The 23703-nt window shown below is 62.7% G+C and carries 22 protein-coding genes; 12 read left to right on the top strand and 10 right to left on the bottom strand.

Going from position 1 to position 23703, the window contains the following annotated elements:
- Nucleotides 1–134: 134 nt before the first annotated feature.
- On the bottom strand, nt 135–1208 hold the full coding sequence (locus tag B0G83_RS29460; protein ID WP_105510906.1) for a Glu/Leu/Phe/Val dehydrogenase dimerization domain-containing protein: 1074 nt from the start codon (nt 1206–1208) through the stop codon (nt 135–137).
- A gap of 276 nt (nt 1209–1484) precedes the next feature.
- Between B0G83_RS29460 and B0G83_RS29455 the strand changes: the two genes are divergently transcribed.
- On the top strand, nt 1485–1943 hold the full coding sequence (locus B0G83_RS29455) for an Lrp/AsnC family transcriptional regulator (protein ID WP_105510905.1): 459 nt from the start codon (nt 1485–1487) through the stop codon (nt 1941–1943).
- A 94-nt stretch (nt 1944–2037) separates the two neighbouring features.
- Here B0G83_RS29455 and B0G83_RS29450 read toward each other — a convergent pair whose 3' ends face one another.
- From B0G83_RS29450 to B0G83_RS29435, 4 genes are all read right to left on the bottom strand, one after another.
- Complete coding sequence (locus B0G83_RS29450; RefSeq protein WP_105510904.1) at nt 2038–2844, bottom strand: alpha/beta hydrolase; 807 nt, start codon at nt 2842–2844, stop codon at nt 2038–2040.
- 161 nt (nt 2845–3005) lie between these two features.
- Nucleotides 3006–3362, bottom strand: a complete 357-nt coding sequence (locus B0G83_RS29445; RefSeq protein ID WP_105510903.1) for a DUF4148 domain-containing protein — start codon at nt 3360–3362, stop codon at nt 3006–3008.
- Nucleotides 3363–3803: 441 nt separating this feature from the next.
- Nucleotides 3804–4346, bottom strand: a complete 543-nt coding sequence (locus tag B0G83_RS29440) for a single-stranded DNA-binding protein (protein WP_105510902.1) — start codon at nt 4344–4346, stop codon at nt 3804–3806.
- A gap of 122 nt (nt 4347–4468) precedes the next feature.
- Nucleotides 4469–5656, bottom strand: a complete 1188-nt coding sequence (locus tag B0G83_RS29435; RefSeq protein WP_181157132.1) for an MFS transporter — start codon at nt 5654–5656, stop codon at nt 4469–4471.
- A gap of 322 nt (nt 5657–5978) precedes the next feature.
- On the opposite strand from B0G83_RS29435, the gene uvrA reads away from it, so the two are divergent.
- From uvrA to B0G83_RS29420, 3 genes are all read left to right on the top strand, one after another.
- Nucleotides 5979–8852 (top strand): excinuclease ABC subunit UvrA, encoded by a 2874-nt coding sequence (gene uvrA / locus B0G83_RS29430; RefSeq protein WP_105510900.1) that lies wholly within the window; start codon nt 5979–5981, stop codon nt 8850–8852.
- A 34-nt stretch (nt 8853–8886) separates the two neighbouring features.
- Complete coding sequence (locus B0G83_RS29425) at nt 8887–9972, top strand: AI-2E family transporter (protein WP_105510899.1); 1086 nt, start codon at nt 8887–8889, stop codon at nt 9970–9972.
- Between the two features lie 212 nt (nt 9973–10184).
- Nucleotides 10185–11423 (top strand): PepSY domain-containing protein, encoded by a 1239-nt coding sequence (locus B0G83_RS29420; RefSeq protein ID WP_105510898.1) that lies wholly within the window; start codon nt 10185–10187, stop codon nt 11421–11423.
- A 122-nt stretch (nt 11424–11545) separates the two neighbouring features.
- Here the strand turns inward: B0G83_RS29420 and purU are convergent, their stop codons facing one another.
- From purU to B0G83_RS29395, 5 genes are all read right to left on the bottom strand, one after another.
- Nucleotides 11546–12415 carry a formyltetrahydrofolate deformylase gene (gene purU, locus B0G83_RS29415; protein ID WP_105510897.1) on the bottom strand — a complete coding sequence of 290 codons (870 nt, stop codon included), beginning with the start codon at nt 12413–12415 and terminating at the stop codon, nt 11546–11548.
- A gap of 122 nt (nt 12416–12537) precedes the next feature.
- Entirely contained in the window at nt 12538–13389 is an 852-nt protein-coding gene (locus tag B0G83_RS29410; protein ID WP_105510896.1) for a DUF4743 domain-containing protein, read from the bottom strand.
- Between the two features lie 23 nt (nt 13390–13412).
- The gene (locus tag B0G83_RS29405) at nt 13413–14027 is read right to left on the bottom strand and encodes a LysE family translocator (protein ID WP_105510895.1); all 615 of its coding nucleotides are present in this window, start codon (nt 14025–14027) and stop codon (nt 13413–13415) included.
- A gap of 88 nt (nt 14028–14115) precedes the next feature.
- On the bottom strand, nt 14116–14682 hold the full coding sequence (locus B0G83_RS29400) for an adenine phosphoribosyltransferase (RefSeq protein WP_105510894.1): 567 nt from the start codon (nt 14680–14682) through the stop codon (nt 14116–14118).
- A 107-nt stretch (nt 14683–14789) separates the two neighbouring features.
- Nucleotides 14790–16793: a cation:proton antiporter gene (locus B0G83_RS29395; protein WP_105510893.1), complete on the bottom strand. Its 2004-nt coding sequence runs from the start codon at nt 16791–16793 to the stop codon at nt 14790–14792.
- Between the two features lie 161 nt (nt 16794–16954).
- On the opposite strand from B0G83_RS29395, the gene kdsD reads away from it, so the two are divergent.
- From kdsD to B0G83_RS29355, 8 genes are all read left to right on the top strand, one after another.
- A complete protein-coding gene (gene kdsD / locus B0G83_RS29390; RefSeq protein ID WP_105510892.1) occupies nt 16955–17938 on the top strand; it encodes an arabinose 5-phosphate isomerase KdsD in 984 nt (327 codons plus the stop codon).
- Nucleotides 17938–18498 (top strand): HAD family hydrolase, encoded by a 561-nt coding sequence (locus B0G83_RS29385; protein ID WP_035553550.1) that lies wholly within the window; start codon nt 17938–17940, stop codon nt 18496–18498. The genes kdsD and B0G83_RS29385 overlap by 1 nt, the downstream gene beginning before the upstream one ends.
- Complete coding sequence (gene lptC / locus B0G83_RS29380; RefSeq protein WP_105510891.1) at nt 18495–19103, top strand: LPS export ABC transporter periplasmic protein LptC; 609 nt, start codon at nt 18495–18497, stop codon at nt 19101–19103. Before B0G83_RS29385 ends, lptC begins: the two co-directional genes overlap by 4 nt.
- A 20-nt stretch (nt 19104–19123) precedes the next feature.
- Nucleotides 19124–19795, top strand: a complete 672-nt coding sequence (gene lptA, locus B0G83_RS29375) for a lipopolysaccharide transport periplasmic protein LptA (RefSeq protein ID WP_105510890.1) — start codon at nt 19124–19126, stop codon at nt 19793–19795.
- A complete protein-coding gene (gene lptB, locus B0G83_RS29370; RefSeq protein WP_105510889.1) occupies nt 19792–20577 on the top strand; it encodes an LPS export ABC transporter ATP-binding protein in 786 nt (261 codons plus the stop codon). Before lptA ends, lptB begins: the two co-directional genes overlap by 4 nt.
- 184 nt (nt 20578–20761) lie before the next feature.
- Nucleotides 20762–22276, top strand: a complete 1515-nt coding sequence (locus B0G83_RS29365; RefSeq protein WP_105510888.1) for an RNA polymerase factor sigma-54 — start codon at nt 20762–20764, stop codon at nt 22274–22276.
- A 170-nt stretch (nt 22277–22446) separates the two neighbouring features.
- Entirely contained in the window at nt 22447–22803 is a 357-nt protein-coding gene (gene hpf / locus B0G83_RS29360; protein WP_105510887.1) for a ribosome hibernation-promoting factor, HPF/YfiA family, read from the top strand.
- A gap of 274 nt (nt 22804–23077) precedes the next feature.
- Nucleotides 23078–23593, top strand: coding sequence for a PTS sugar transporter subunit IIA (locus B0G83_RS29355; RefSeq protein WP_105510886.1), 516 nt, complete (start codon nt 23078–23080; stop codon nt 23591–23593).
- Nucleotides 23594–23703 lie beyond the last annotated feature (110 nt).

Below are 23703 nucleotides of genomic sequence, written 5' to 3'. Positions count from 1 at the left end.
CGAAGACGTGGCGGAGAAGTGGCGAAGAAGCGGTGGAGCGGCGTAGCCGGGTGGCTAAGCGGCGGCCTTGCGTTCTCGCCGGCTGGCTGAACGAAGGCCGCGTTACTTCATTTAACGCTAACTTCGACGCAGCCTCAGGCCGCGACCATCTTCTCGCGCGCCCACGCCACCGCCGCGCGCGCCGGCGCAACGCCCGTCGCGCTGACACGGCCAGCGAGTTCAAACACCCGCGGACCGATCTGCGCGACTTCGGCCAGTACCGACGCTTCTTCCGCTGAGCCCAGATATTCGCGCACGCAACTGATAATGCCGCCCGCGTTCACGAGAAAATCCGGTGCGTAGAAAATGCCGCGCTGATGCAGCATGTCGCCTTCGGCCAGCGACATCAACTGGTTGTTCGCGCCGCCCGCGATCACTTTGAAGCGGCAATGCTCGGCAACCTCGGCGGTGATCGAGCCACCGAGCGCGCACGGTGCGAATACATCCGCTTCCACGCCGGCGATCTGTGCGATCTCCACCACGCGTGCGCCAAACAACTGTGCGGCGCGCGCGGTCCTGGCGGCGTCGATGTCCGACACGATCAACCGCGCGCCCGCCTCATGCAGACGCTCGCACAGATCCCAGCCCACCGAGCCGAGCCCTTGCACCGCGACCGAAACGCCGTCGAGCGATTTGCGGCCCAGCGCCGAATCGACCGCCGCCTGCAGGCCGATGAACACGCCGTACGCGGTGCGCGGCGATGGATTGCCGCCGTACACGTCGCCTGAACGCGGAATACCGCTCACATAGCGGGTTTCGCTTTGGACCGCGCGCATGTCGTCGGCGGTGGTGCCGACGTCTTCGGCGGTCAGGTAGATGCCGTCGAGCGATTGCACCAGACGGCCGAAGGCCTTGAACATCGCGGTGCGGTCGAGCGCGTCGGGCTTGCGCAGAATCACGGCCTTACCGCCGCCGAACGGCAGATCGGCCAGCGCGTTCTTGAACGCCATACCTTGCGACAGGCGCAGCGCGTCGTTATAGGCCTCGTGGTCCGACGCGTACTGCCAGTAGCGGCAACCGCCGAACGCGGGGCCGCGCGCGGTGCTGTACACGGCGATCACGGCTTGCAGGCCGGTGGGTGCGTCGGTCGCGAGCACGATGCGTTCGTGCGCGGGTTCGCCGTGAATGCCGAAAAGCGTGCCGGCGGCAGTGGTCGTCAGTCGGTCCATCTGGGTCCTTCCTTGTGGGCAGGTAATTTGAACGGGGCGCGCAGCGGTGGCTGCACGCGATGCCGTATGCCGACCGGATCGCGGCCGCATACGGAGTCAACACGCGGCGCGGGAGACGCGCCTCGGTCGCAAGAGTTTAGGCGGACAAATTGAGGGTTTCGTTTTGTTTAGCTGGCGATTTGGCGGGCGTGGCAGAATGATTGCCTATATTTTGTTTATTTTGCAGACAGTTCGTCTAGCGGCAAATGCTGCAACGCGCCAACCACCAGGATCTTCATGCCACTCGACGCCATCGACCAACGCATCCTGCGCGAACTGCGCCAGGACGGGCGCCTGTCCAACGCCAAACTCGCCGAACGGGTCGGCCTGTCGGCGACGCCATGCTGGAACCGCGTGCGCGCGCTCGAAGAAGCGGGCGTGATCGAAGGCTATGCGGCCTTGCTGAATCAGAAGGCGCTCGGCATGCCGGACACCGTGATTATCGAAGTGACGCTCGACAAGCACGACGAGCGCACGCTGGAACGTTTCGGCGACGCGCTCATCGATCTGCCGGAAGTGGTCGAAGCGTTTCTGGTGTCCGGCGAGTACGACTATCTGATCAAGGTCGCGGTGGCGGGCACGGAAGGCTATGAGGCGTTTTTGCGGCGCAAGCTGTACCGCTTGCCCGGGTTTCAGAACAGCCGGTCCATCTTCGCGCTGCGGTGTTTGAAGCGAGGGGTGTCGGTGGAGATTTAAGGCGAGCGGGCTACATCTCGCGGCCGGTCACGGGCAGCGGGATGAAGGCGTCACTCGAGATGACCTCTCCTTTTCCGGCTGCCCGCTCGGTGTATCACGGCTGGGCGTGCTGCGCCGCGTCTTCGATCACCGCGGCCACTTCCTTCGGACGCGATTCGTAGACCGAGTGGCTCGCGCCCGCCAGCACCGTGGTGTGGCTATGCGCACGCTGGTAATAGAAACGCTCGAGATCCGGGTTGATGATTTTGTCGTCGGCCGCGACGATGCCCCAGCTCGGCTTGGTGGTCCATGCGGCGACGCTCATCGGCTGCGAGAAGACCTTGGCGGCCGTCAGGATCTGCGACTGCGCTTCGAACTGGGCTTGCTTGAGCGGCAGGTCGGCGGCGAAATCTTTCGGGAAGTCGGCCGGATTCAGGTACGTGTAGCCGTCGTCCGTCTTCTTGATGGCGCCCGGCTGCTTCGACGTGTAGCTCGGGTAGTGCTTGCCCAGATCCGATTCGTCTTCGCCGACCGCCGGCGCATGGGCCGCGACGTACACCAGGCCGCTCACTTTCGGATCGACGCCGGCTTCGGTGATGATCGAACCGCCGTAGCTGTGCGCCACGAGAATGGTCGGACCGTCCTGCAGGTCGATGACGCGTTTGGTCGCGGCGACGTCGTCGTCGAGCGAGGTCAGTGGCTCCTGCACCATCGTGACGTGGTAACCGTCTTTGGTGAGAATGTCATAGACCGGCTTCCAGCCCGAACCATCCACCCACGCGCCATGCACGAGGACGATGTTTTTGATCGGCACGGCGGCCGGTTTGGCATCTTGCGCCATGGCAGCCGAGGAAGCGAACAGGCAAGCGGACAACGACAGAACCGAGGCGGCGAAAAGCAAAATCTTCACGGGAAACTCCATTGAAAAACATTGATATGAATTGGATTTGAAAAAAAGCTGACTTGATTCGTCACCACGCGGAATGGCTGCGACGCGCTGGTCTATCAAGCCACCTTCTTCTGTGCATCGTGCCGGCGACCCTGCGCATGACACGGGAGCGCAGGATCGGCATGCCACGCCACTTAGCTACCGAAGAACACGTTGCAGTAGCTGACCGGGCCGACGCAATTCGAGTGCATCGACATCGACGTGTGAGACATCGATCCCGAAGCCGTGCTGCCGTTCTGTGCAACTCCACCAACAGCCTGCATGGCCAGTTGCCGGTCGCCTTGCGATGCGATCTTTGCTTCGGCTGCCTGAATATCGGCCGGGTAGTCGAGATCGTTGCCACGGTTCGGGCTGTAGCCTGCCTGTTCGACGCGAACCAGATCGGCCCGGACTTCGGCACGGGTGAGCGGGGCATTCGATTGAGCGAAGCTGAGAACCGGTGCGCCGAGGGTGGCGACGGCGAGAGCGATACCTACGAGCATCTTGGACATGATTAAGATTCCTTTATTAATTGAAAATAGCTGGATGGCTTCGGGCTATCGCGGGAGGGGTACGCCTCTTTTTCGCGACTTCCTTATCGGCCTGCGCCTCACATCAATTCGTGCGACAGACGGATAGTCGGCGTATCGACGGTTTGTCTCCAGCCACTTGCGACCGGTTGACGCCATGCGTCGCGAAATGCATCAGGGAGGGCGCGGAATGCGCCGCTGTTGAGGAGGTGCGGAAGGGGGGAGTTACCGCCGTGCGCGAGGAGGGGTCGCTACGCACGGCGAAGACAAGCGGCACGGGCGTGATGAAGTGAGATCACCAGCCCCAACGCACTGTGGCGTTGCCAAGGGCACAAAAGAAGAAAGCCGGATAAACCTCACATAACCGATCGATTACGCAAGGCTTATCCGGCCTGTATTTAGCAGCCGGTGAACCGGCTTTGTTTAGAACGGAATATCGTCGTCCATCTCATCAAAGCCGCCGCCAGCCGGCGCGCTCGGGCGGCTGGCACCACCGCCACCGCCGCTGCCGCCACGCGAAGCACCGCCACCCGACACCGCGCGGCCACCACCACCACCGCCACCGCTACGTTCCGACGGCTCACCGCGGCTATAACCACCACCGCCTTCATCGCCGCCGCCCATCGAGCCACCGCGACCGCCCAACATTTGCATCTGCTCGGCGACGATTTCCGTCGAATAGCGGTCGGTGCCGTCTTGCGCTTGCCATTTACGGGTCCGGATGCGCCCTTCCAGGTACACCGACGAGCCCTTCTTCAGATATTCGGACACGATTTCCGCAAGGCGGCCGAAGAACGACACGCGGTGCCATTCGGTCGCTTCCTTCATTTCGCCGGACGCCTTGTCCTTATACCGATCCGTCGTTGCAAGGCGGATGTTCGCCACTGCGTCGCCGCTCGGAAGATAGCGGACTTCCGGATCGGCTCCGAGATTGCCGACGAGAATGACCTTGTTCACGGATGCCATGAGTTTCTCCTGTTGATTCCGTTGCGGGCGGCGCGGTACGACACGGTTCGCGTCTCATGGCCGACAGGCCCGAGACCAGAACCGCGCCTCTGCCCGCCGCCGGGTGAGTTCTGGGTGCTCAGCTACGCCTTGCGCGGCGGCTGCTTCATATTGGCGGCGATTATAAGCCAGCACAACACCAGCCCCGAGCAGGTAAAGAATACGGCGCTCGCCCCATCTACCTTGAGCAGCCAGCCGCCGACCACCCCGCCCAGCGCGAGGCCGATCGACTGCGTGGTGTTGTAGACGCCGGCCGCCGCGCCCTTGCGGGTGCCCGGCGCCAGTTTCGACACCAGCGAAGGCTGTGACGCCTCAAGGATATTGAAGCCGAGAAAGTACACAAAAAGGATCGCTGCCACACTCAGAATCGTATGCGGAGCGACGCCCAATAACAACTGTCCGATCAGGATAAGACCGATCGCCGACAGCAGCACGATTTTCATTTTTCCGCGCTTTTCGGCGGCGATGATGGCCGGCACCATCATCACGAACGACAGACCCATGACCGGCAAATAAACCTTCCAGTGCGACGCGACCGGCAAGCCGCCGGCTTCGAGAATACGCGGCACGACGAGGAACAGCGCGGTTTGCGTGGCATGCAGCACGAGCACGCCGAAGTTGAGGCGCAGCAGTTCGACGTTGTGCAGCACTTCGGCGAACGGCGCACGCACATGCACCGGCTTCGGCGCGTCGGGCACGACCCACAGCACAAGGCCGATCGCCAGAATCGAGAAGATACCGACCAGCGTGAACAAACCGCTCATGCCGACCCACTGGAACACGATCGGCGCACCGATAATCGCCACCGCGAACGACACGCCGATGCTGGCGCCGACCATCGCCATCGCCTTGGTGCGATGCTCTTCGGACGTGAGATCGGCGATAAACGCGATCACCGCCGACGACACCGCGCCCATCCCCTGAATCACCCGGCCGACGATGATCCACGTCATGTCGTGCGCGCCCGCCGCGACGAAGCTGCCGATCGCGAAGATCAGCAGGCCGATCGCGATCACCGGCTTGCGGCCGATCTTGTCGGAGACCCAGCCGTAAAAGATGTAGAGCATGGACTGCGTGACGCCGTACGCGCCCAGCGCGATGCCCACCAGCAGCACGTTGTCGCCGCCCGGGATGGTTTTCGCGTAGATCGAGAACACCGGCATGATCATGAACAGACCGAGCATGCGCAGCGCGAAGATGGCGGCCAGCGACACGGTCGCGCGCAGTTCAGGCGCGCTCATGCGTGAGGATGTTGCGGACGGATTGGACATCGGGAACGTTCTTTGAATGAGCGGGGCGGGCACACCGCCGAAGGGCGGCCACCAGCGGGCGGCTTACCGTGGGACGGCGGGACGCATGCGGCGCGGCGTTCGAGCCGACGGCCTTGCAGCATTCCCACTGACGCCTCGCGGTGCCTTGTACTCACGAGGAACGGCCCCAGTTAGACCTCTTCCCCGCGGCGCTGAACCGCTGCCTTACAGCTTGCCTCAGTGCTTCTTCAGCCTGTCAGGAAGCCGTAACGGCGGTCTTGAAAAGTCGTTATAGTAGCAGGTTTAGCCCCTTCCTCTTTCCGCCAGTTCATGGAATAAATCCGTGGAACAAATCCGTATTCGTGGGGCTCGCACCCACAACCTGAAGAACGTCAACCTCGATCTTCCACGTCACAAGCTCGTCGTCATTACGGGCCTTTCGGGCTCGGGCAAATCGTCGCTGGCGTTCGACACGCTCTATGCGGAAGGACAGCGGCGCTACGTCGAAAGTCTTTCGGCCTATGCGCGCCAGTTCCTGCAATTGATGGAAAAACCGGACGTCGATCTGATTGAAGGCCTCTCGCCGGCAATCTCGATCGAGCAGAAAGCGACCTCGCACAATCCGCGCTCCACGGTCGGCACCGTCACCGAAATTCACGACTATCTGCGGCTATTGTTCGCCCGGGTCGGCACGCCGTATTGCCCGGATCACGAAATCCCGCTGGAGGCGCAAAGCGTCTCGCAAATGGTCGACGCGGCGCTCGCGTTGCCCGAAGAAACGAAGCTGATGATCCTCGCGCCGGTCGTGGCCGACCGCAAGGGCGAACACGTCGAACTGTTCGAGGAAATGCAGGCGCAGGGCTTTATCCGTTTCCGCGTGCGCTCGGGCGGCGGCACCGCAAATGAAGGCGTCGCGAAGATCTATGAAGTCGACGCGCTGCCGAAGCTGAAAAAGAACGACAAGCACACCATCGACGTCGTGGTCGACCGTCTGAAGGTGCGCCCGGACATGAAGCAGCGTCTCGCCGAATCGTTCGAAACGGCGCTGCGCCTCGCCGACGGCCGCGCGATCGCGCTCGAAATGGACACCGACAAAGAGAAGCTGTTCAGTTCGAAGTTCGCCTGCCCGATCTGCTCGTATTCGCTGCAGGAACTGGAGCCGCGGCTGTTCTCGTTCAATAACCCGATGGGCGCGTGCCCGGAATGCGACGGCCTCGGCCAGATCACCTTCTTCGATCCGAAGCGGGTGGTCGCGCATCCGTCGCTGTCGCTCGCGGCCGGCGCGGTGAAGGGCTGGGACCGGCGCAACCAGTTCTACTTCCAGATGCTGCAGAGTCTCGCGGCGTTCTACGAGTTCGACATCGACATGGCGGTCGAAGATCTGCCGGAGAAGGTCCGCAAGATCCTGCTGTTCGGTTCGGGCAAGCAGGAAATTCCGTTCTCGTACATCAACGAACGCGGCCGCACGTCGGTGCGCGAGCACGTATTCGAAGGGATCATCCCGAACCTGGAGCGGCGTTACCGCGAGACCGATTCGGTCGCGGTGCGCGAAGAGCTCGCGAAATATCAGAACAACCAGCCCTGCCCCGCTTGCGCCGGCACGCGCCTGCGCCGCGAAGCGCGCTTCGTGCGGATCGGCGCGGACAGCGACGCACGCGGCATCTTCGAAATCAGCGGCTGGCCGTTGCGCGACGCGCTCGGCTATTTCCAGACGCTGCGTCTGGAAGGCTCGAAGCGCGAAATCGCCGACAAGGTGGTCAAGGAAATCGTCGCGCGGCTCATGTTCCTGAACAATGTCGGGCTCGATTACCTGTCGCTCGAACGCAGCGCGGAAACGCTGTCGGGCGGCGAGGCGCAGCGCATTCGGCTCGCGTCGCAGATCGGCTCGGGCCTGACCGGCGTGATGTATGTGCTGGACGAGCCGTCCATCGGCCTGCATCAGCGCGACAACGACCGGCTGATCGCCACGCTCAAGCATCTGCGCGACCTGGGCAATTCGGTGATCGTCGTCGAGCATGACGAAGACATGATCCGCATGGCCGATTACGTGGTCGACATGGGACCGGGCGCCGGCGAACACGGTGGCATGGTGATCGCCGAAGGCACGCCGAAACAGGTGCAGGCGAACCCGGCGTCGATGACCGGCCAGTACATGTCCGGCACGCGCAACATCGAGTATCCGGACGAGCGCAAGCAGCCGGACGAACGGCGTCTGCGCATCGTCGAGGCGTACGGCAACAACCTGAAGCATGTGACGCTGGATCTGCCGGTCGGCCTGCTCACCTGCGTGACCGGCGTGTCCGGCTCGGGCAAGTCGACGCTGATCAACGACACGCTGTACCACGCGGTCTCGCATCACCTGTATGGTTCGTCCACGGAGCCGGCGCCGTATGAGTCGATCGAAGGCCTCGAGCATTTCGACAAGGTCATCAACGTCGACCAGTCGCCGATCGGCCGCACGCCGCGCTCGAATCCCGCCACTTACACAGGCCTCTTCACGCCCATCCGCGAACTGTTCGCGGGCGTGCCCGCGGCAAAAGAACGCGGCTACGATCCGGGCCGTTTCTCGTTCAACGTCAAGGGCGGCCGCTGCGAATCCTGCCAGGGCGACGGCGTGCTGAAGGTCGAGATGCACTTTTTGCCGGACGTGTACGTGCCTTGCGACGTCTGCCACGGCAAGCGCTACAACCGCGAAACGCTGGACGTTCAATACAAAGGCAAGAACATCAGCGAAGTGCTCGACATGACGGTGGAGAACGCCTACGAGTTCTTCAAGCCGGTGCCGGTCGTCGCGCGCAAGCTGAAAACCTTGCTGGACGTGGGTCTGGGCTATATCCGCCTGGGTCAGTCGGCCACCACGCTGTCGGGCGGCGAGGCGCAGCGGGTCAAACTATCGTTGGAACTGAGCAAGCGCGACACGGGTCGCACTCTATACATTCTCGACGAGCCGACCACCGGCCTGCACTTTCACGATATCGCCCTGCTGCTGGAAGTGATCCATCGGTTAAGCGACCAAGGTAATACTGTCGTGATCATCGAGCATAATCTCGATGTAATAAAGACTGCCGACTGGGTCATCGACCTCGGTCCGGAAGGCGGTGCGGGTGGCGGTCAGATCATTGCCCAAGGCACGCCGGAGCAAGTGGCGAAGTCGAAGGCAAGTTTTACCGGAAAGTATCTGGCGCCCTTGCTGAAGCGGGCTGCCAGCAAAAAGTAACGCTGCACCTCACGGGTTGGAGACGGAATAAGCCATGGCCAAGCGGAATCAGGCGCGCGACGACGGGCAAGTGCAGGACCTACGCCCACGCCCGGTCAGGCTGACTAGCGACATGAGCCTGCCGAAACTGTCGGCGGTCGAAATCGGCAGTTATGCGCTGATGCTGTTCGGCATGTGGGCGGTGATCGAACTGAGGCTGCTCGGCGCGTTGCTCGCCGGGCTGCTGGTGTTCCAGCTCGTGCATACCATTGCGCCGCGCATCGAGCGCCATATGTCGAGCAAGCGGGCTCGCTGGCTCGCGGTGGTGTTTTTGTCGGTGGTGATCGTGGGCGCGTTGACCGGGCTCACGCTCGGCATCATCGCGCATTTCGAGAACGACGTACCGAGCGTGCAGAACCTGCTCGACCAGGCCATGCAACTCGTCGACGAGGCACGTGGCCGGATTCCGCAGTTCATCGCCAACTATCTGCCGGTCGACACCGAGCAGATGAAGACCCGCGCCACCGAGCTGATGACAACGCATGCCAACATGCTGTCGCAAAGCGGCAAAACGGCGGCGCGCGCGTTTACGCATATTCTGATCGGCATGATCATCGGCGCGATCATCGCGGTCGGCGCACAGAAGCATATGAACCGGCTACCGCTGTCCACCGCGTTCGTCACGCGCGTCACGCGTTTTGCCGACGCGTTTCGCCGCATCGTGTTCGCGCAGGTGAAGATCTCCGCGATCAACGCGGTGTTCACCGGCATCTTCCTGCTGGTGATCCTGCCGATCTTCCACGACACGCTGCCGCTGTCGAAAACGCTGGTGCTGGTCACGTTTATCGTCGGCTTGCTGCCGGTGATCGGCAATCTGATCTCGAACACCATCATCGTCGCGGTGGCGCTGTCGGTGAGTTTCCCGGCGGCGGTCATGTCGCTCGTGTTCCTGATCCTGATTCACAAACTCGAGTACTTCCTGAACGCGCGCATTGTCGGCGGCCAGATCGAGGCGCGCGCGTGGGAACTGCTGATCGCGATGCTGGTGATGGAAGCCGCGTTCGGCATTCCCGGCGTGGTCGCCGCGCCGATTTTCTACGCTTATATCAAGCGGGAACTGATTTATCTGCGGCTGGTTTGAGGCGGGTTCGCGTGGCGGCTGGGCCGCCACGCAAGGCGGTGGATGCAACAGATAGCGGCACTTCTTCGGTGCCGCTTTTTTATTGCCCGACGCATCGACGGGAAACTTGCCGCCCGCTGCAAGTTTCCCGTAAGATGCGAACAATTCCTATTTACACCCGTCTTCGCCGTGATAGTCCGCCCGCCGTTTCCCCTCGTCCCGCCGGCTTGCCCATGAGGCGCCAGTTCGTTCGTCTGCATCGCTGGTTCGGCGTCGCCACCGCGTTGTTTCTATTCATGGCCGGCCTCACGGGGGCGATCATCGCGTGGGACCATGAACTCGATGCCGCGCTGAATCCATCGTTCTTCAACGCACGTACCCATGCGCCAGCGCTGTCGGGGCTTGAACTGGCGCGCCGCGTGGAAGCCGCGGACCCGCGTCTGCAGGTCACCTATCTGCCGCTCGTCGCCGAGCCCGGCCACACGTTGCAGATGATGGTGCTGCCGCGCATCGATCCCGCGACCAGACAGCCCTACCCACTCGACTTCACCCAAATCGCTGTCGACCCCGCCACCGGCGAAATCCAGGGCCGCCGCGAATGGGGCGTCGTCTCGCTCGCGCGGATCAACCTGATCCCGTTCATCTACAAATTTCACTACACGCTGCAACTGCCGTTCATGGGCAGCATCGATACCGGCACGTGGTTGATGGGCATCGTCGGCATCGTCTGGCTGTTCGATAGTGTGATCGCGCTGTGGCTGTCGTTTCCGAGTTTAAAGGCGTGGCGCAAGTCGTTCGCGTTTCGCCTGAAGCGCGGCGGCTACGCGCTCACCTTCGATCTGCACCGCTCCGGCGGCGTCTGGATCTGGGGATTGCTGGCGATAGTCGCGGTGACCTCGATATCGATGAATCTCTCCGGACCGGTCGTACGGCCGGTGGTGTCGATGTTCTCGAAGCTCACGCCGAATCCGATCGATAACCCGGAAATCCTGCGCCAGCCGCAACCCGGCGACCCCGTGTTGAGCCGCGCGCACATCGTGCAACTGGCCGAACAGGCCGGCAAAGCGCAGAACCTGAAGGCGCCGCCGGGCGGCATCTACTACGCGGAATTCCTGCACGCCTACGGCGTGGGCTTTTACACGCCCGGCAACGACCACGGCGATATCGGCTTCGGCAACCCGTGGATGTATTGGGACGCCGCCACCGGCAAGCCGCTCGGCAAGCTGATTCCGGGCAAGGGCACGGCCGGGGATATCTTCACGCAGGTGCAATTCCCGCTGCATTCCGGACGCATTCTCGGCCTGGGCGGACGGATTCTGATCAGTGCGCTCGGTATTGCGGTCGCCGTGCTGAGCGCGACCGGATTGCTGATCTGGCTGAAGAAGCTGAATGCGCGCCGCCGTTCGTCACAAAACGCACGAAACACACGGAACGCGGACGTCTCGCGGGACTCGGGCCGCTCCGCAGCCTAGCCTGCTCAAAAAAATGCGCCGGAATCATCCGGCGCATTTTTGTTACCTGAGTTGAAGGCAGTGTTGCAGACGAAAGCGGCGCTTAACCGCCATCTCGCCCACAGCCAACATCTCAACTGCGTCTAGCGAAACACCACCGTCTTGCTGCCGTTCAACACGACGCGGTGCTCCACGTGCCACTTCACCGCACGTGCGAGCGTCACGCATTCGACGTCGCGGCCGATCGCCGTGAGTTGCTCGGGCGTCATGCTGTGGTCCACGCGCTCCACTTCCTGCTCGATGATAGGACCTTCGTCGAGATCCGTTGTCACGTAATGGGCGGTCGCGCCGATCAGTTTCACGCCGCGGTCGAACGCCTGGTAATACGGCTTCGCACCCTTGAAGCTCGGCAGGAACGAGTGGTGAATGTTGATCGCGCGGCCGGCCAGCGCTTCGCACATTGTCGGCGACAGAATCTGCATGTAGCGCGCGAGCACCACCAGGTCGGCCTGATGCTCGTTGATCACCTCGAGCACGCGTGCTTCCTGTGCGGCCTTCGCGTCGGGCGTGGCGCCCATCAGCGGGAAGTGATGGAACGGCACGTCGTAGCTCGCGGCGAGTTGATAAAACTCCTTGTGGTTCGAGATGATGGCCGCAATCTCGATACCCAGTTGGCCGGTGCGATAGCGGAACAGCAGATCGTTCAGGCAATGGCCGATCTTCGACACCATGATGACCACGCGCGGCTTCACCGACGCGTCATGCAACTCCCAACGCATACCGAACTGTTCGGCCAGCGTCACGAACGACGCGCGCAGCGCCTCCAGACCCGGATCGCCGCCCACCTGCTGAAAATGCACGCGCATGAAGAACTCGCCAGTGCGGCTGTCGCCGAACTGCGCGGAGTCGAGGATATTGCTGCCGCGCTCGAACAGAAAGCCCGACACCGCATGGACGATGCCGGGCCGGTCGGCGCACGACAGTTTGAGAATAAAGCTGTGATCGGTCGACATGACCTGGATGACTCCCTTCTTCAATGCGTGATTTATTCAGTGTATGCGGCTCGATGCAGCGTCCCCGAGAGGATGTCCGGCGCAGCGTGCATGGGCCGCGCCACGCGGCGCGAGCATCTATCTTATGCAAGCACCGGCGGCGTGAACAGGACTTCGATACCGGCGCACGCTTCTTCGTCGATCCAGCGGCGGCGCAGCAAGCAGTCCAGCGTAGCCAGACTCGCGTCGACCGTCATGGCGTCTTCTTCGATCCAGCGCGCGACTTCGTCGATGCGTGCGAGGCGGTGCTCGCCCACTTCGCCGTCCTGATTGCGCGGCGTGAAATCGGCAGGCAGCGCAAGGTCATAGATGAAAATCTGTTCGGCCTGCGTGCCTTCCGGCAACGATTGCAGCACATGCGCGGTGCGACCTGCCGTGGCGCGCGCGGCGATTTCCTCGGGAATGCCGGCTTCCTCCCAGCATTCCTTGACGATCGTCGCCTCGACGCCGAAGCCCCAGCCGATCCCGCCCGCGACGACATTGTCGAGCATGCCCGGATCGGTCGCCTTGGTGTCGCTGCGGCGCGCGATCCACAACTGCGGCGCACCGCCATCCGCATATTCTACGACGCCGTTCAGATGCACCGCGTACGTCTGCGTGCCGAAGAAGCGCGATGCCGCGCGTTCGATATACGCGAGCGGCGGCGCGTCGAACGCATTGCGGATCGCGTAGGTTTCGTTGCGCCAGCCAGGAATGCGGCCTTCGGCAGCGAGCGCGCCGATCACGGAAGCGAGCGCCGCGCTGCGCAGATCGACGGTATTGAACGTGGCCGTGAGCGTCACGCGCTTGCTGTCGATCTCGAACACATCGGGCCAGCGCGTGAGCAAGGACACATCGCTCGAACGAATCCAGCCGACCTGTTCGGCGTCGATCCAGAACGGCAGATGCGCGCGCGGATCGAAGCGGCGCGCGGCGATGAGGGCAGGCAAAGTCATGCAAAACTCCAAACTAACTGGGTTCAATCGCGCAGCGCGACACGAATTCCAATCGCAATGAACGTGGCGCCCGCCAGCCGATCGAGCCACACGCCCACACGCGGCCGGCGCTTCAACCAGCCGCCTATCATTCCCGCGCACACGCCGAACAGCGAGAACACCACCACGGTCTGCAACATGAACAGCACGCCGAGTTCGAGCATTTGCAGCGTGACGCTTTGCGTGCCGTTCGGCTTCACGAATTGCGGCAGAAACACGACAAAGAACAACGTCACCTTCGGGTTCAGCAGATTGCCGAGCACGCTTTGGCGAAACACGGTCGACAACGGCTGCGGCGCGCGTTCGTGCGCGGTCGCGAGGCCCTGGCTGCGCAGCGCCTTGATGCCGATCCAGACCAGATACGCGGCGCCGGCCAGCTTGATGACCTCGAACGCAACCGGCGACGAACGCAGCAGCGCAGCGACGCCGAGCGCGGCCAGCGTGGTGTGAAACGTAATGCCGGCCGCGAAACCGAGTGCGGCGACGAGACCCGCCGCGCGGCCTTGGGAAATGCCGCGCGCGAGGACTTGCAGATTGTCCGGGCCGGGCGCCATGGTGATCGCGATCGACGTGGCGAGAAACAGCAGGAAGTTCGGCATCGTTCTGACCTTCGTGATGGTGTTCAGGAAAGAAACTGGTTCAACGCACGAGGCGAGGCACGCTTCGCGGCAGATTTGTTAAAACCGCTCAATGACCGTCGAATCCGGTCACCGTATAAAGCGGCAGGCCACCGTCGCGCAGCAGCTTCGAGCCACCGAGTTCAGGCAGATCGACGATCGCCGCGCCTTCCACGACGACCGCGCCGAGCCGCTCGAGCAGCATCTTGCCGGCCAGCATCGTGCCGCCCGTGGCAATTAGATCGTCGACGATCACGACGCGGTCGCCCGGCTTGCAGGCATCCTCGTGAATCTCGACGGTCGCGCTGCCGTACTCGAGTTCGTACGATTGCGCGACCCGCTTGTACGGCAGCTTGCCGGCCTTGCGGATCGGAATGAAGCCGAGGTTCAGCTCATACGCGAGAATCGGCCCGATGATGAAGCCGCGCGCATCGAGCCCGGCAATGTAGTCGAGCTTCGCGTCGATATAGCGCTGCACGAACAGATCGATCAACACGCGCAGCGACTTGCGCTCCTGCAGCAGCGGCGTGATGTCGCGGAACTGCACACCCGGTTGCGGCCAGTCGGGCACCGTGCGAATGTGGCTTTTGATGTAGTCGGCCGCATCGAGCGGCGCGCTCGGGAGCGCGTTGGACATGGTGTCTCCGGATGGACCTCGTCAGGTCCGATGAAAAGCGAAATCGGGCAGGCCCGGGTGGGATCGTGGCACAGGCGTGGCGTCGGCGTTCCCGCCTCACGCTGCGCCTACGCCGCCGCGGCGCCCGCGCGGCGGTGCTTCGACAATCGTTCCTCGGCGCTCGCCAACTGCTCGGGCAACCCGCGCAACACCACGATGTCGCTCGCGCGCAGCTTGGTGGACGGGTCCGGCTCGACGCCGCGAATGCCGTGCCGGCGAATCGCCGTCACTTCGACGCCCAGTTCGAACAGGCCCAGTTCGGCGAGCGTGCGGCCCACGGCGTCGGCATTTTCGTCGACCGGGACCGATTGTAGCCGCACCTGTTCGTGGCCGTCGTCGTCTTCCACGTCGTCGGCGCCGTGGAAATAACCGCGCAGCAGCGCATAGCGTTCGTCGCGCATTTCCTCGACCCGCCGCACCACACGCCGCATCGGCACGCCCATCACCACCAGCGTGTGCGACGCCAGCATCAGACTGCCTTCGACGATTTCCGGAATCACCTCGGTCGCGCCGGCGGCCAGCAGCTTTTCCAGATCGGCGTCGTCGACGGTACGCACGATCACCGGCAGCGTCGGCTCAAGTTCGTGAATGTTGTGCAGCACGCGCAAGGCGGACGGTGTATTCGCGTAGGTAATCGCAATCGCGGCCGCGCGATGGATACCGGCGGCGAGCAGCGACTCGCGCCGCCCGGCGTCGCCGAACACGACCGATTCGCCGGCCGCCGCGGCCGCCGCCACGCGATCGGGGTCGAGATCGAGCGCCACGTACGAGAGCCCTTCGTGTTCGAGCATGCGCGCCAGATTCTGCCCGGCCCGGCCGTATCCGCAGATGATGACGTGACCGCTCTGCTTCAGGCTCTGCGTGGCGATGCGCGTCATTTGCAACGACTGCATCATCCATTCCGTGGACGACAAACGCAGCACGATCCGGTCGGCGTTCTGGATCAGGAACGGCGCGGCGAGCATGGACAGCAGCATCGCCGCGAGAATCGCCTGCAGCAACGTGGCGTCGACGAGATGCTTGTCGAGAATCAGATTCAGCAGCACGAAGCCGAACTCGCCGGCTTGCGCGAGGCCAATCCCGGTGCGCATCGCGACGCCCGGCGACGCGCCGAAGAGGCGCGACAGCCCCGTCACCATCACCGCCTTCAGCACGATCGGCCCGATCAGGAAGCCGAGCACGATAAACGGATGCTCCCAGATCACGCGCGGATTCAGCAACATGCCGGTGGTGACGAAGAAGAGCCCCAGCAGCACGTCGCGAAACGGCTTGATGTCCTCTTCCACCTGATGCCGGTACGGCGTCTCGGCGATCAACATGCCGGCGATAAACGCGCCGAGCGCGAGCGACAAACCGAATTTGTCCGTGATGAACGCCGAGCCGAGCGTGACCAGCAGCAGATTGAGAATGAACAGTTCCTGCGATCGACGCCGCGCGACCACATTGAACCAGCGCGTCATGAAGCGCTGCCCGACGATCAGCAGCAGCGCGAGAGCCACGACGATCTTGATCGACGCGAGGCCGAGCGCGCTCACCAGGTCTTTCGAATCGCCGCCGAGCGCCGCGATCACGATTAACAGCGGCACGACCGCCAGATCCTGGAACAGCAGCACGCCGAAGATATTGCGGCCATGCTCGGTTTCGATTTCGAGCCGCTCCGCCAGCATCTTGCTGACGATCGCCGTCGACGACATGGCCAGCGCGCCGCCCAGTGCCACGCTCGCCTGCCACGTGATATGCACCCAGCGCTCCAGCACGAAGCCGAGCGTGACCGCCACCGCGATCGTGCCGATCACCTGCAACAGGCCGAGACCGAACACGAGCCGGCGCATGGAGCGCAGCTTGGCAAGCGAAAACTCCAGCCCGATCGAAAACATCAGGAACACCACGCCGAATTCGGCGAGGTTCTGCGCACCGGCCGAGTCAGGGATCAAACCGAACGCATGCGGCCCGACGACGATCCCCACCGACAAATAGCCGAGCATCGGCGGAAGATTCAGGAAGCGAAAGATCACCACGCCCGCCACCGATGCCAGCAGCAGGAACAGCGTCATTTCGAGGGGGGAAATCATCGGCAAAAACGCATCGGTAAAGCGTCCTCGTTCGTCAGCGGAACCGCGCACGCAAAACGCCGTGCGACAAGGTTGAGGGGCCGTAAAAAACAGCAATAAAGGCAGCGGCTTGGCACAGCAGGCCCGGCGCGGCGAACAAGCGCCTTTGCTATACTCCGCGAATGATAGCGAAAATCAATGGCGACCGGGCACTCACGCTCGCTCGTGACGTGCTCGACATCGAAGCGGACGCCGTGCGCGCGCTTCGCGATCAACTCGACGATGGCTTCGTCGGGGCGGTCGATTTCATCCTGGGCTGCCGTGGCCGCGTGGTCGTTTCCGGCATCGGCAAATCCGGCCACGTGGCGCGCAAGCTCGCGGCCACGCTCGCCAGCACCGGCACGCCGGCGTTCTTCGTGCATCCCGCGGAAGCCAGTCACGGCGACCTCGGCATGGTCACGGCCGACGACGTCTTCATCGCGCTGTCCAATTCCGGCGAAACCGAAGAACTCGTGGCGATCCTGCCGCTCATCAAGCGGCTGGGCGCGAAGCTGATCGCGATGACGGGACGTCCGTCGTCGAGTCTCGCACAACTGGCCGACGTGCACCTGAATTCCGCGGTGGCGAAAGAAGCCTGTCCGATGAATCTTGCGCCCACGGCCAGCACCACCGCCGCGCTCGCGCTCGGCGACGCGCTCGCGGTCGTGGTGCTCGACGCACGCGGTTTCGGCCGCGACGACTTCGCGCGCTCGCATCCGGGCGGCGCACTCGGCCGGCGCCTGCTCACTTATGTCCGCGACGTGATGCGCACGGGCGACCAGGTGCCGAAAGTCACGCCCGAGGCCACCGTACGCGACGCGCTGTTCCAGTTGACCGCCAAACGCATGGGCATGACCGCGATCGTCGATCGCGACGACCGTGTTGCCGGTATCTTCACCGACGGCGACTTGCGCCGCGTGCTCGAACGCGACGGCGATTTCCGCGGCCTGTCGATCGCCTCGGTCATGACTGCCGGTCCGCGCACCATCGGCCCCGATCACCTCGCGGTGGAAGCCGTGGAACTGATGGAGCGCCACCGCATCAATCAGATGCTGGTCGTCGACGAAGCAGGCAAGCTGATCGGCGCACTCAACATGCACGACCTGTTTTCGAAGAAGGTGATCTGATGGCCATCGCCCCTGTGACCGCTACCGAACGCGCAAGCCGCGTGAAGCTGATGATTTTCGACGTCGATGGTGTACTGACCGACGGCGGCCTGCTGTTCACGGCGGAAGGCGACACGATGAAAGGCTTCCACTCGATGGACGGCCACGGCATGAAGCTGCTGCGCCAGGCCGGTATCGACACGGCGATCATCACCGGGCGCAAGTCGGGCATCGTGGCGGTGCGGGCGAAAGAAATGAACGTCACGCATGTTTATCAAGGCGTGCAGGACAAACCGGCGGCCTTCGCGGATCTGCTCCAGCAAACCGGCCTGACGGCGGAAGAATGCGGCTACATGGGCGACGACTGGGTCGATCTCGCGGTCATGCTGAAGGTCGGCTTCGCCGCGGCGCCCGCCAACTCGCATCCCGAAGTGATCGCACGCGCGCATTGGGTGAGCGAAGCACGCGGCGGCCACGGCGCGGCCCGTGAAGTCGTCGACACGCTGCTGCGCGCCCAGCACAAATATGAAGCGCTGCTCGCGGCAGCCTGTAGCGGCGAACAGCGAGGCCTCGTCGGATGAACCAGTTTCGCCTGACTTCGCTGATCCCTCTCGTGGCCATGGCCGCGCTCGCCGGTATCACCTGGTGGCTGCTGCAAGCCACCTTGCCGCGACAGAACGAAAACCTGGTGCGCCCCAAGGAGCACACACCCGACTACTTCGCGGACAACTTCTCGGTGTCCGAACTCGATCAGTCGGGCTCGACGCAATACCGCCTGACCGCTCAATCGCTGATTCACTACGAAGACGACGAACTGAGCGACCTCGTCAAGCCGGCCATGCGTGCCTTCCAGCCCGGCAAGCCGATCGTCACCGCGACCGGCGACACCGGCAAGGTGAACGGTGACGCCTCGATCGTCGACCTGTACGGCAATGCGCGCATTCTGCGGGCGCCTGGCTACGGCGATCCGCAGATGCAGGCGGATTCGGAGCATTTTAAGGTGCTGGTCAACGACGATGTGATCGAGACTGAAAAGCCGGTTAAACTTCAGCGCGGCATGTCGGTGATGACTGCCAGCGGCATGAATTACAACAACGTCACCCGGGTGATGCAGCTGTTCGGCAACGTGAAAGGCGCGATCGCGCCGTCCGAAGCCGGTGGCAGCTCGCCCAAGCAACCCGGGTAATCTATTCCAGGCGTGACTGCATGAACGAATCGTTCCCCCGTTTTGATACCGGCCGCTCGCGCGCTTTGTCCGCGTGGCGTGCCGGACTCGCTGCGCTGCTCGTCGCGTTGCCGCTCGCCGGCTTCGCGCCGCTTGCGCACGCGGACCGCGCCGACAAGGACAAGCCGCTGAACATCGAAGCGGACAACATGACTTACGACGACCTCAAGCAGGTCAACATCTTCACCGGCCACGTGGTCGCCACCAAAGGCACGATCGTGATCAAGGCCGATCGCGTCGAAGTGACGCAAGACCCGCAGGGCTATCAGTACGCCACGGGCACGTCGAGCGGTGGCAATCTGTCGTATTTCCGCCAGAAGCGTGAAGGCCTCGACGAGTACATCGAAGGCACGGCGATCCGCATCGACTACGACGGCAAGCAGGACCTGACCACGCTCACCACGAATGCAACGGTGAAGCGTCTGCAGGGCCTCGCCACTGTGATGGACCAGGTGCACGGCAGCGTGATTACCTATGACGGCCAGAACGACTTCTACACCGCGAAGGCGGGCAAGGATGTTGCCGGTCCGGGTAATCCGAGCGGCCGCGTGCGCGCCATGCTGTCGCCGCGCAATGGCGGCGCCGCGCCGCTGAACGGTGCATCGGCCACGCTCACGCCGTCCAACTCGATCCAGGGAGCGCCGAATCAGTGAGCACCTCCGCGTCTCTCCCCAATCGCAAGCCGGCCGGTACCAGCAGTTCGCTGGTCGTACGCAATCTGAAGAAGCGCTATGGTTCGCGCACGGTCGTCAAAGACGTGTCGCTCGACGTGAAAAGCGGCGAAGTGGTCGGCTTGCTCGGCCCGAACGGTGCCGGCAAGACGACCTCGTTTTATATGATCGTCGGCCTCGTGCCGCTCGACGCCGGTGAAATCGATCTGGACGGCAAGTCGATCAGCCTGCTGCCCATCCATAAACGTGCTTCGCTAGGCTTGTCGTATCTGCCGCAGGAAGCTTCGGTATTCCGCAAGCTCACCGTCGAAGAAAACATTCGTGCCGTGCTGGAATTGCAGCATGAAGACAACGGCAAGCGGCTCAGCAAAGACACCATCACGAGCCGTACGGAAGCGTTGCTCGACGAATTGCAGATCGCGCATTTGCGCCAGAATCCGGCGCTGTCGCTGTCGGGTGGCGAACGTCGCCGGGTTGAAATCGCACGCGCGCTGGCCACCAATCCGAGCTTTATTCTGCTCGACGAACCATTCGCGGGTGTCGACCCGATCGCGGTGCTGGAAATCCAGAAGATCGTTAAATTTCTGAAGCAGCGCAATATCGGCGTGCTGATCACCGATCACAACGTGCGCGAAACGCTCGGCATCTGCGATCACGCGTATATCATCAGCGACGGCAGCGTGCTGGCCGCCGGTGCGCCGAGCGACATCATCGAAAACGAAAGCGTGCGGCGCGTCTATCTGGGCGAGCACTTCCGCATGTAAGCCCACAAGGGACATCCCGGCTATGCCAACGCGCATACGCCGGTCCCTTTGCGGCAACCGCACATCAGCATCCTGACCCGGGCCATTCGCGCCCGGCGCCGCCGAAAACGGGCGCACGCGTAATTGCGAATGTCGCAATGTATCGCGGTCGTGGCAAACTCTCTACAATGAAACTCAACTTGCCATGAAAGCCAGCCTCCAACTCCGCCTATCGCAGCATCTTGCGCTGACGCCACAACTGCAGCAGTCCATCCGGCTGCTTCAGCTGTCTACGCTCGAACTGCAGCAGGAAGTCGCAATGGCGATCTCGCAGAATCCGCTCCTCGAAAACGAGGACGACTGGATCGCGAGCCCGTTGCGCGTGGCGGCGGACGGCTCGCTGATCACGCAAGCGCCCAATTCGTCGGCGCCGCCCGACCAGATGGGCGGCAATACGTCGTCATCGTCCAGTAGCAGCGAGCGCGCCGAAAACGGCGAGCCGCAGGGCGTGGACGAATACAACGGCCTCTCGGGCGACAGCAACGGCGACGCGTCGCAATGGAACCTCGACGACTACGGCCGCTCCGGCAATGCGTCGGACGACGACGATTTACCGCCGCTGCAAATTCACGAATCCAGCACTTCGCTGCGCGACCATCTGATGGCGCAATTGCGCGTGACCCAGGCGAGTCAACGCGACCGCGCGCTGATCACGTTTCTGATCGAATCGCTCGACGACGACGGCTACCTCGCCGCCACGCTCGACGAAGTGCTGGCCGATCTGCCCGACGAGCTCGAAGTCGACACCGACGAACTGAATGCCGCGCTCGCGCTGCTGCATAGCTTCGACCCGGCGGGCGTGGGCGCGCGCTCCGCGTCGGAATGTCTGAAGCTGCAATTGCTGCGCCTCGACACGTCGCCTACGCGCACGCTCGCGCTCGACATCGTGGCCCACCATCTGGAACTGCTAGCGGCGCGCGACTTCACGCGTCTGCGCAAACACCTGAAGGCGAACGACGACGACCTGCGCGACGCGCACGTGCTGATCCGCTCGCTCGAGCCGTTCCCGGGCGCCGCCTACGGCAAAGCCGAAGCGGACTACGTGGTGCCCGACATCATGGTGCGCAAAACGGCGCAGGGTTGGCAGGCCGAACTGAATCCGGAAGTCGTGCCAAAGCTGCGCATCAACCATCTGTACGCCAATATTCTGCGCAATAACCGGGGCGATCCGGGTAGCGGTTCGTTGCGCCAGCAACTGCAGGAAGCACGCTGGCTGATCAAAAATATCCAGCAGCGTTTCGAGACCATCCTGCGGGTCGCGCAAGCTATTGTGGAACGTCAGAAGAGCTTTTTTGTCCACGGCGAAATTGCTATGCGCCCCTTGGTCTTGCGGGAAATAGCTGATACGCTAGGCCTACACGAGTCAACTGTCTCGCGTGTGACAACCGGTAAATACATGCTGACCCCATTCGGGACGCTTGAATTTAAGTACTTCTTCGGATCACACGTTTCGACCGACACGGGCGGCGCGGCGTCTTCAACGGCGATCCGTGCGCTCATCAAGCAACTGATAGGAGCGGAAAACCCGAAATCTCCTCTTTCAGACAGCCGCATAGCCGAACTGCTGGCGGAACAGGGCTTCGTGGTCGCGCGCCGCACCGTGGCGAAGTATCGCGAAGCACTAAAGATTCCGGCAGTCAACCTGCGCAAGTCTCTGTAGCCCGTCGCCTTCCGTGGCGGGCATTTACCGGCCGCTCCGCAGTTGGCGGACAGGCCGGCCGATGCGACCTGCCAGAAGTCAGTCACCGGGGGGCGACTCAGGCAAGCCGACAGATCGACCGGACCTACGTCATCGTGCGGAACAAGCGGCCATTAGCTTGGAGAAGCACTATGAATCTGCAGATCAGTGGACACCACCTCGAAGTAACGCCTGCGTTGCGCGAATACGTGATCACCAAACTGGATAGGGTGCTAAGACATTTCGATCAGGTAATCGACGGCAGTGTGGTCCTCTCGGTCGACAACCATAAGGAAAAGGAAAAGCGTCAAAAGGTTGAAATCAACCTGCATCTGAAAGGCAAGGACATCTTTGTCGAGAGCTGTGACAGCGACCTCTACGCTGCGATCGATCTGATGATCGACAAGCTTGACCGACAGGTGATACGCCACAAGGATCGTCTGCAAGGCCATGCGCACGAGGCGATCAAGTATCAGCCGGCGCCGCAAATTGACGTGCCGCCGCAATAGGGCAAATTAGAAGCGCCGCTTCATATTCCCTAACCTAGCCAAACCGCCCGAGACCGGGCGGTTTTTCGTTGCGCGAGCGCTTTTTCCGCGAGAATCGTGTGGCGTCGAACGATCCTTCAAAAACCCGTCGCGCATCGATGGCGCGCCGCACCATCTGTTGCCACCCTGTTCTATAATGTTCCGGTTACCATCGGGGTCAAGCCAGCGCTAACGGAAGTCGGCAGGAGTCTTGTGCTTTCGGACTCCAACGCACGTCGCCGCGAGCATCGAACGAATGGAACGCCAATCAAACGCCCCAGCGAGGAGAAACCAGGCCACGTTTTCGCCTGTCAACATGAATCGTTTAGCCAAATTTCTTCCCCTCGAGAACGTCGTCGTCGGACTATCGGTCACCAGCAAGAAACGTGTATTCGAGCAAGCGGGCCTGATCTTCGAGAACCAGAACGGCATAGCCCGTAGCACGGTCACTGACAATCTGTTTGCGCGTGAGCGCCTCGGATCGACGGGGCTCGGCGAAGGCGTCGCGATTCCGCATGGCCGGATCAAAGGCTTGAAGCAGCCGCTCGCCGCGTTCGTCCGCCTGGCCGATCCCATCCCCTTCGAATCGCCCGACGGTCAGCCGGTTTCGCTGCTGATCTTCCTGCTCGTGCCCGAACAGGCCACCCAGCAGCACCTCGAAATTCTTTCGGAAATCGCCCAGTTGCTGTCCGATCGCGAAGCCCGCGAGCGCCTGCACACGGAAGAAGACCGCGAATCATTGCATCGCCTGCTCACTCAGTGGCAACCTTGATGTAGCGGCGGTTATCCGCACGCCGCTGATCCGCATGCGCGGTGGCCATCCGCGCGCGGGTAAGGTCTCGCAACGCGAGCGGACCGCGTTTATGCGGCCGCCCGGTTGCC

This window comes from Paraburkholderia sp. BL21I4N1 (assembly GCF_002973525.1).
Taxonomy (GTDB): Bacteria; Pseudomonadota; Gammaproteobacteria; order Burkholderiales; family Burkholderiaceae; genus Paraburkholderia.
This window is presented reverse-complemented; position numbering and strand designations above follow the sequence as displayed.

What these genes read in the sequence shown, in the direction of transcription:
- B0G83_RS29400 (WP_105510894.1), bottom strand. Translation starts at nt 14,682, where the DNA reads ATGTCCAACGCGCTCCCGAGCGCGCCGCTCGATGCGGCCGACTACATC.
- B0G83_RS29460 (WP_105510906.1), bottom strand. Translation starts at nt 1,208, where the DNA reads ATGGACCGACTGACGACCACTGCCGCCGGCACGCTTTTCGGCATTCAC.
- B0G83_RS29450 (WP_105510904.1), bottom strand. Translation starts at nt 2,844, where the DNA reads ATGGAGTTTCCCGTGAAGATTTTGCTTTTCGCCGCCTCGGTTCTGTCG.
- B0G83_RS29385 (WP_035553550.1), top strand. Translation starts at nt 17,938, where the DNA reads ATGGCCATCGCCCCTGTGACCGCTACCGAACGCGCAAGCCGCGTGAAG.
- lptA (WP_105510890.1), top strand. Translation starts at nt 19,124, where the DNA reads ATGAACGAATCGTTCCCCCGTTTTGATACCGGCCGCTCGCGCGCTTTG.
- B0G83_RS29420 (WP_105510898.1), top strand. Translation starts at nt 10,185, where the DNA reads ATGAGGCGCCAGTTCGTTCGTCTGCATCGCTGGTTCGGCGTCGCCACC.
- B0G83_RS29405 (WP_105510895.1), bottom strand. Translation starts at nt 14,027, where the DNA reads ATGCCGAACTTCCTGCTGTTTCTCGCCACGTCGATCGCGATCACCATG.
- lptC (WP_105510891.1), top strand. Translation starts at nt 18,495, where the DNA reads ATGAACCAGTTTCGCCTGACTTCGCTGATCCCTCTCGTGGCCATGGCC.
- B0G83_RS29425 (WP_105510899.1), top strand. Translation starts at nt 8,887, where the DNA reads ATGGCCAAGCGGAATCAGGCGCGCGACGACGGGCAAGTGCAGGACCTA.
- B0G83_RS29355 (WP_105510886.1), top strand. Translation starts at nt 23,078, where the DNA reads ATGGAACGCCAATCAAACGCCCCAGCGAGGAGAAACCAGGCCACGTTT.
- B0G83_RS29410 (WP_105510896.1), bottom strand. Translation starts at nt 13,389, where the DNA reads ATGACTTTGCCTGCCCTCATCGCCGCGCGCCGCTTCGATCCGCGCGCG.
- hpf (WP_105510887.1), top strand. Translation starts at nt 22,447, where the DNA reads ATGAATCTGCAGATCAGTGGACACCACCTCGAAGTAACGCCTGCGTTG.
- B0G83_RS29365 (WP_105510888.1), top strand. Translation starts at nt 20,762, where the DNA reads ATGAAAGCCAGCCTCCAACTCCGCCTATCGCAGCATCTTGCGCTGACG.
- purU (WP_105510897.1), bottom strand. Translation starts at nt 12,415, where the DNA reads ATGTCGACCGATCACAGCTTTATTCTCAAACTGTCGTGCGCCGACCGG.
- B0G83_RS29395 (WP_105510893.1), bottom strand. Translation starts at nt 16,793, where the DNA reads ATGATTTCCCCCCTCGAAATGACGCTGTTCCTGCTGCTGGCATCGGTG.
- B0G83_RS29455 (WP_105510905.1), top strand. Translation starts at nt 1,485, where the DNA reads ATGCCACTCGACGCCATCGACCAACGCATCCTGCGCGAACTGCGCCAG.
- B0G83_RS29445 (WP_105510903.1), bottom strand. Translation starts at nt 3,362, where the DNA reads ATGTCCAAGATGCTCGTAGGTATCGCTCTCGCCGTCGCCACCCTCGGC.
- kdsD (WP_105510892.1), top strand. Translation starts at nt 16,955, where the DNA reads ATGATAGCGAAAATCAATGGCGACCGGGCACTCACGCTCGCTCGTGAC.
- B0G83_RS29440 (WP_105510902.1), bottom strand. Translation starts at nt 4,346, where the DNA reads ATGGCATCCGTGAACAAGGTCATTCTCGTCGGCAATCTCGGAGCCGAT.
- B0G83_RS29435 (WP_181157132.1), bottom strand. Translation starts at nt 5,656, where the DNA reads ATGTCCAATCCGTCCGCAACATCCTCACGCATGAGCGCGCCTGAACTG.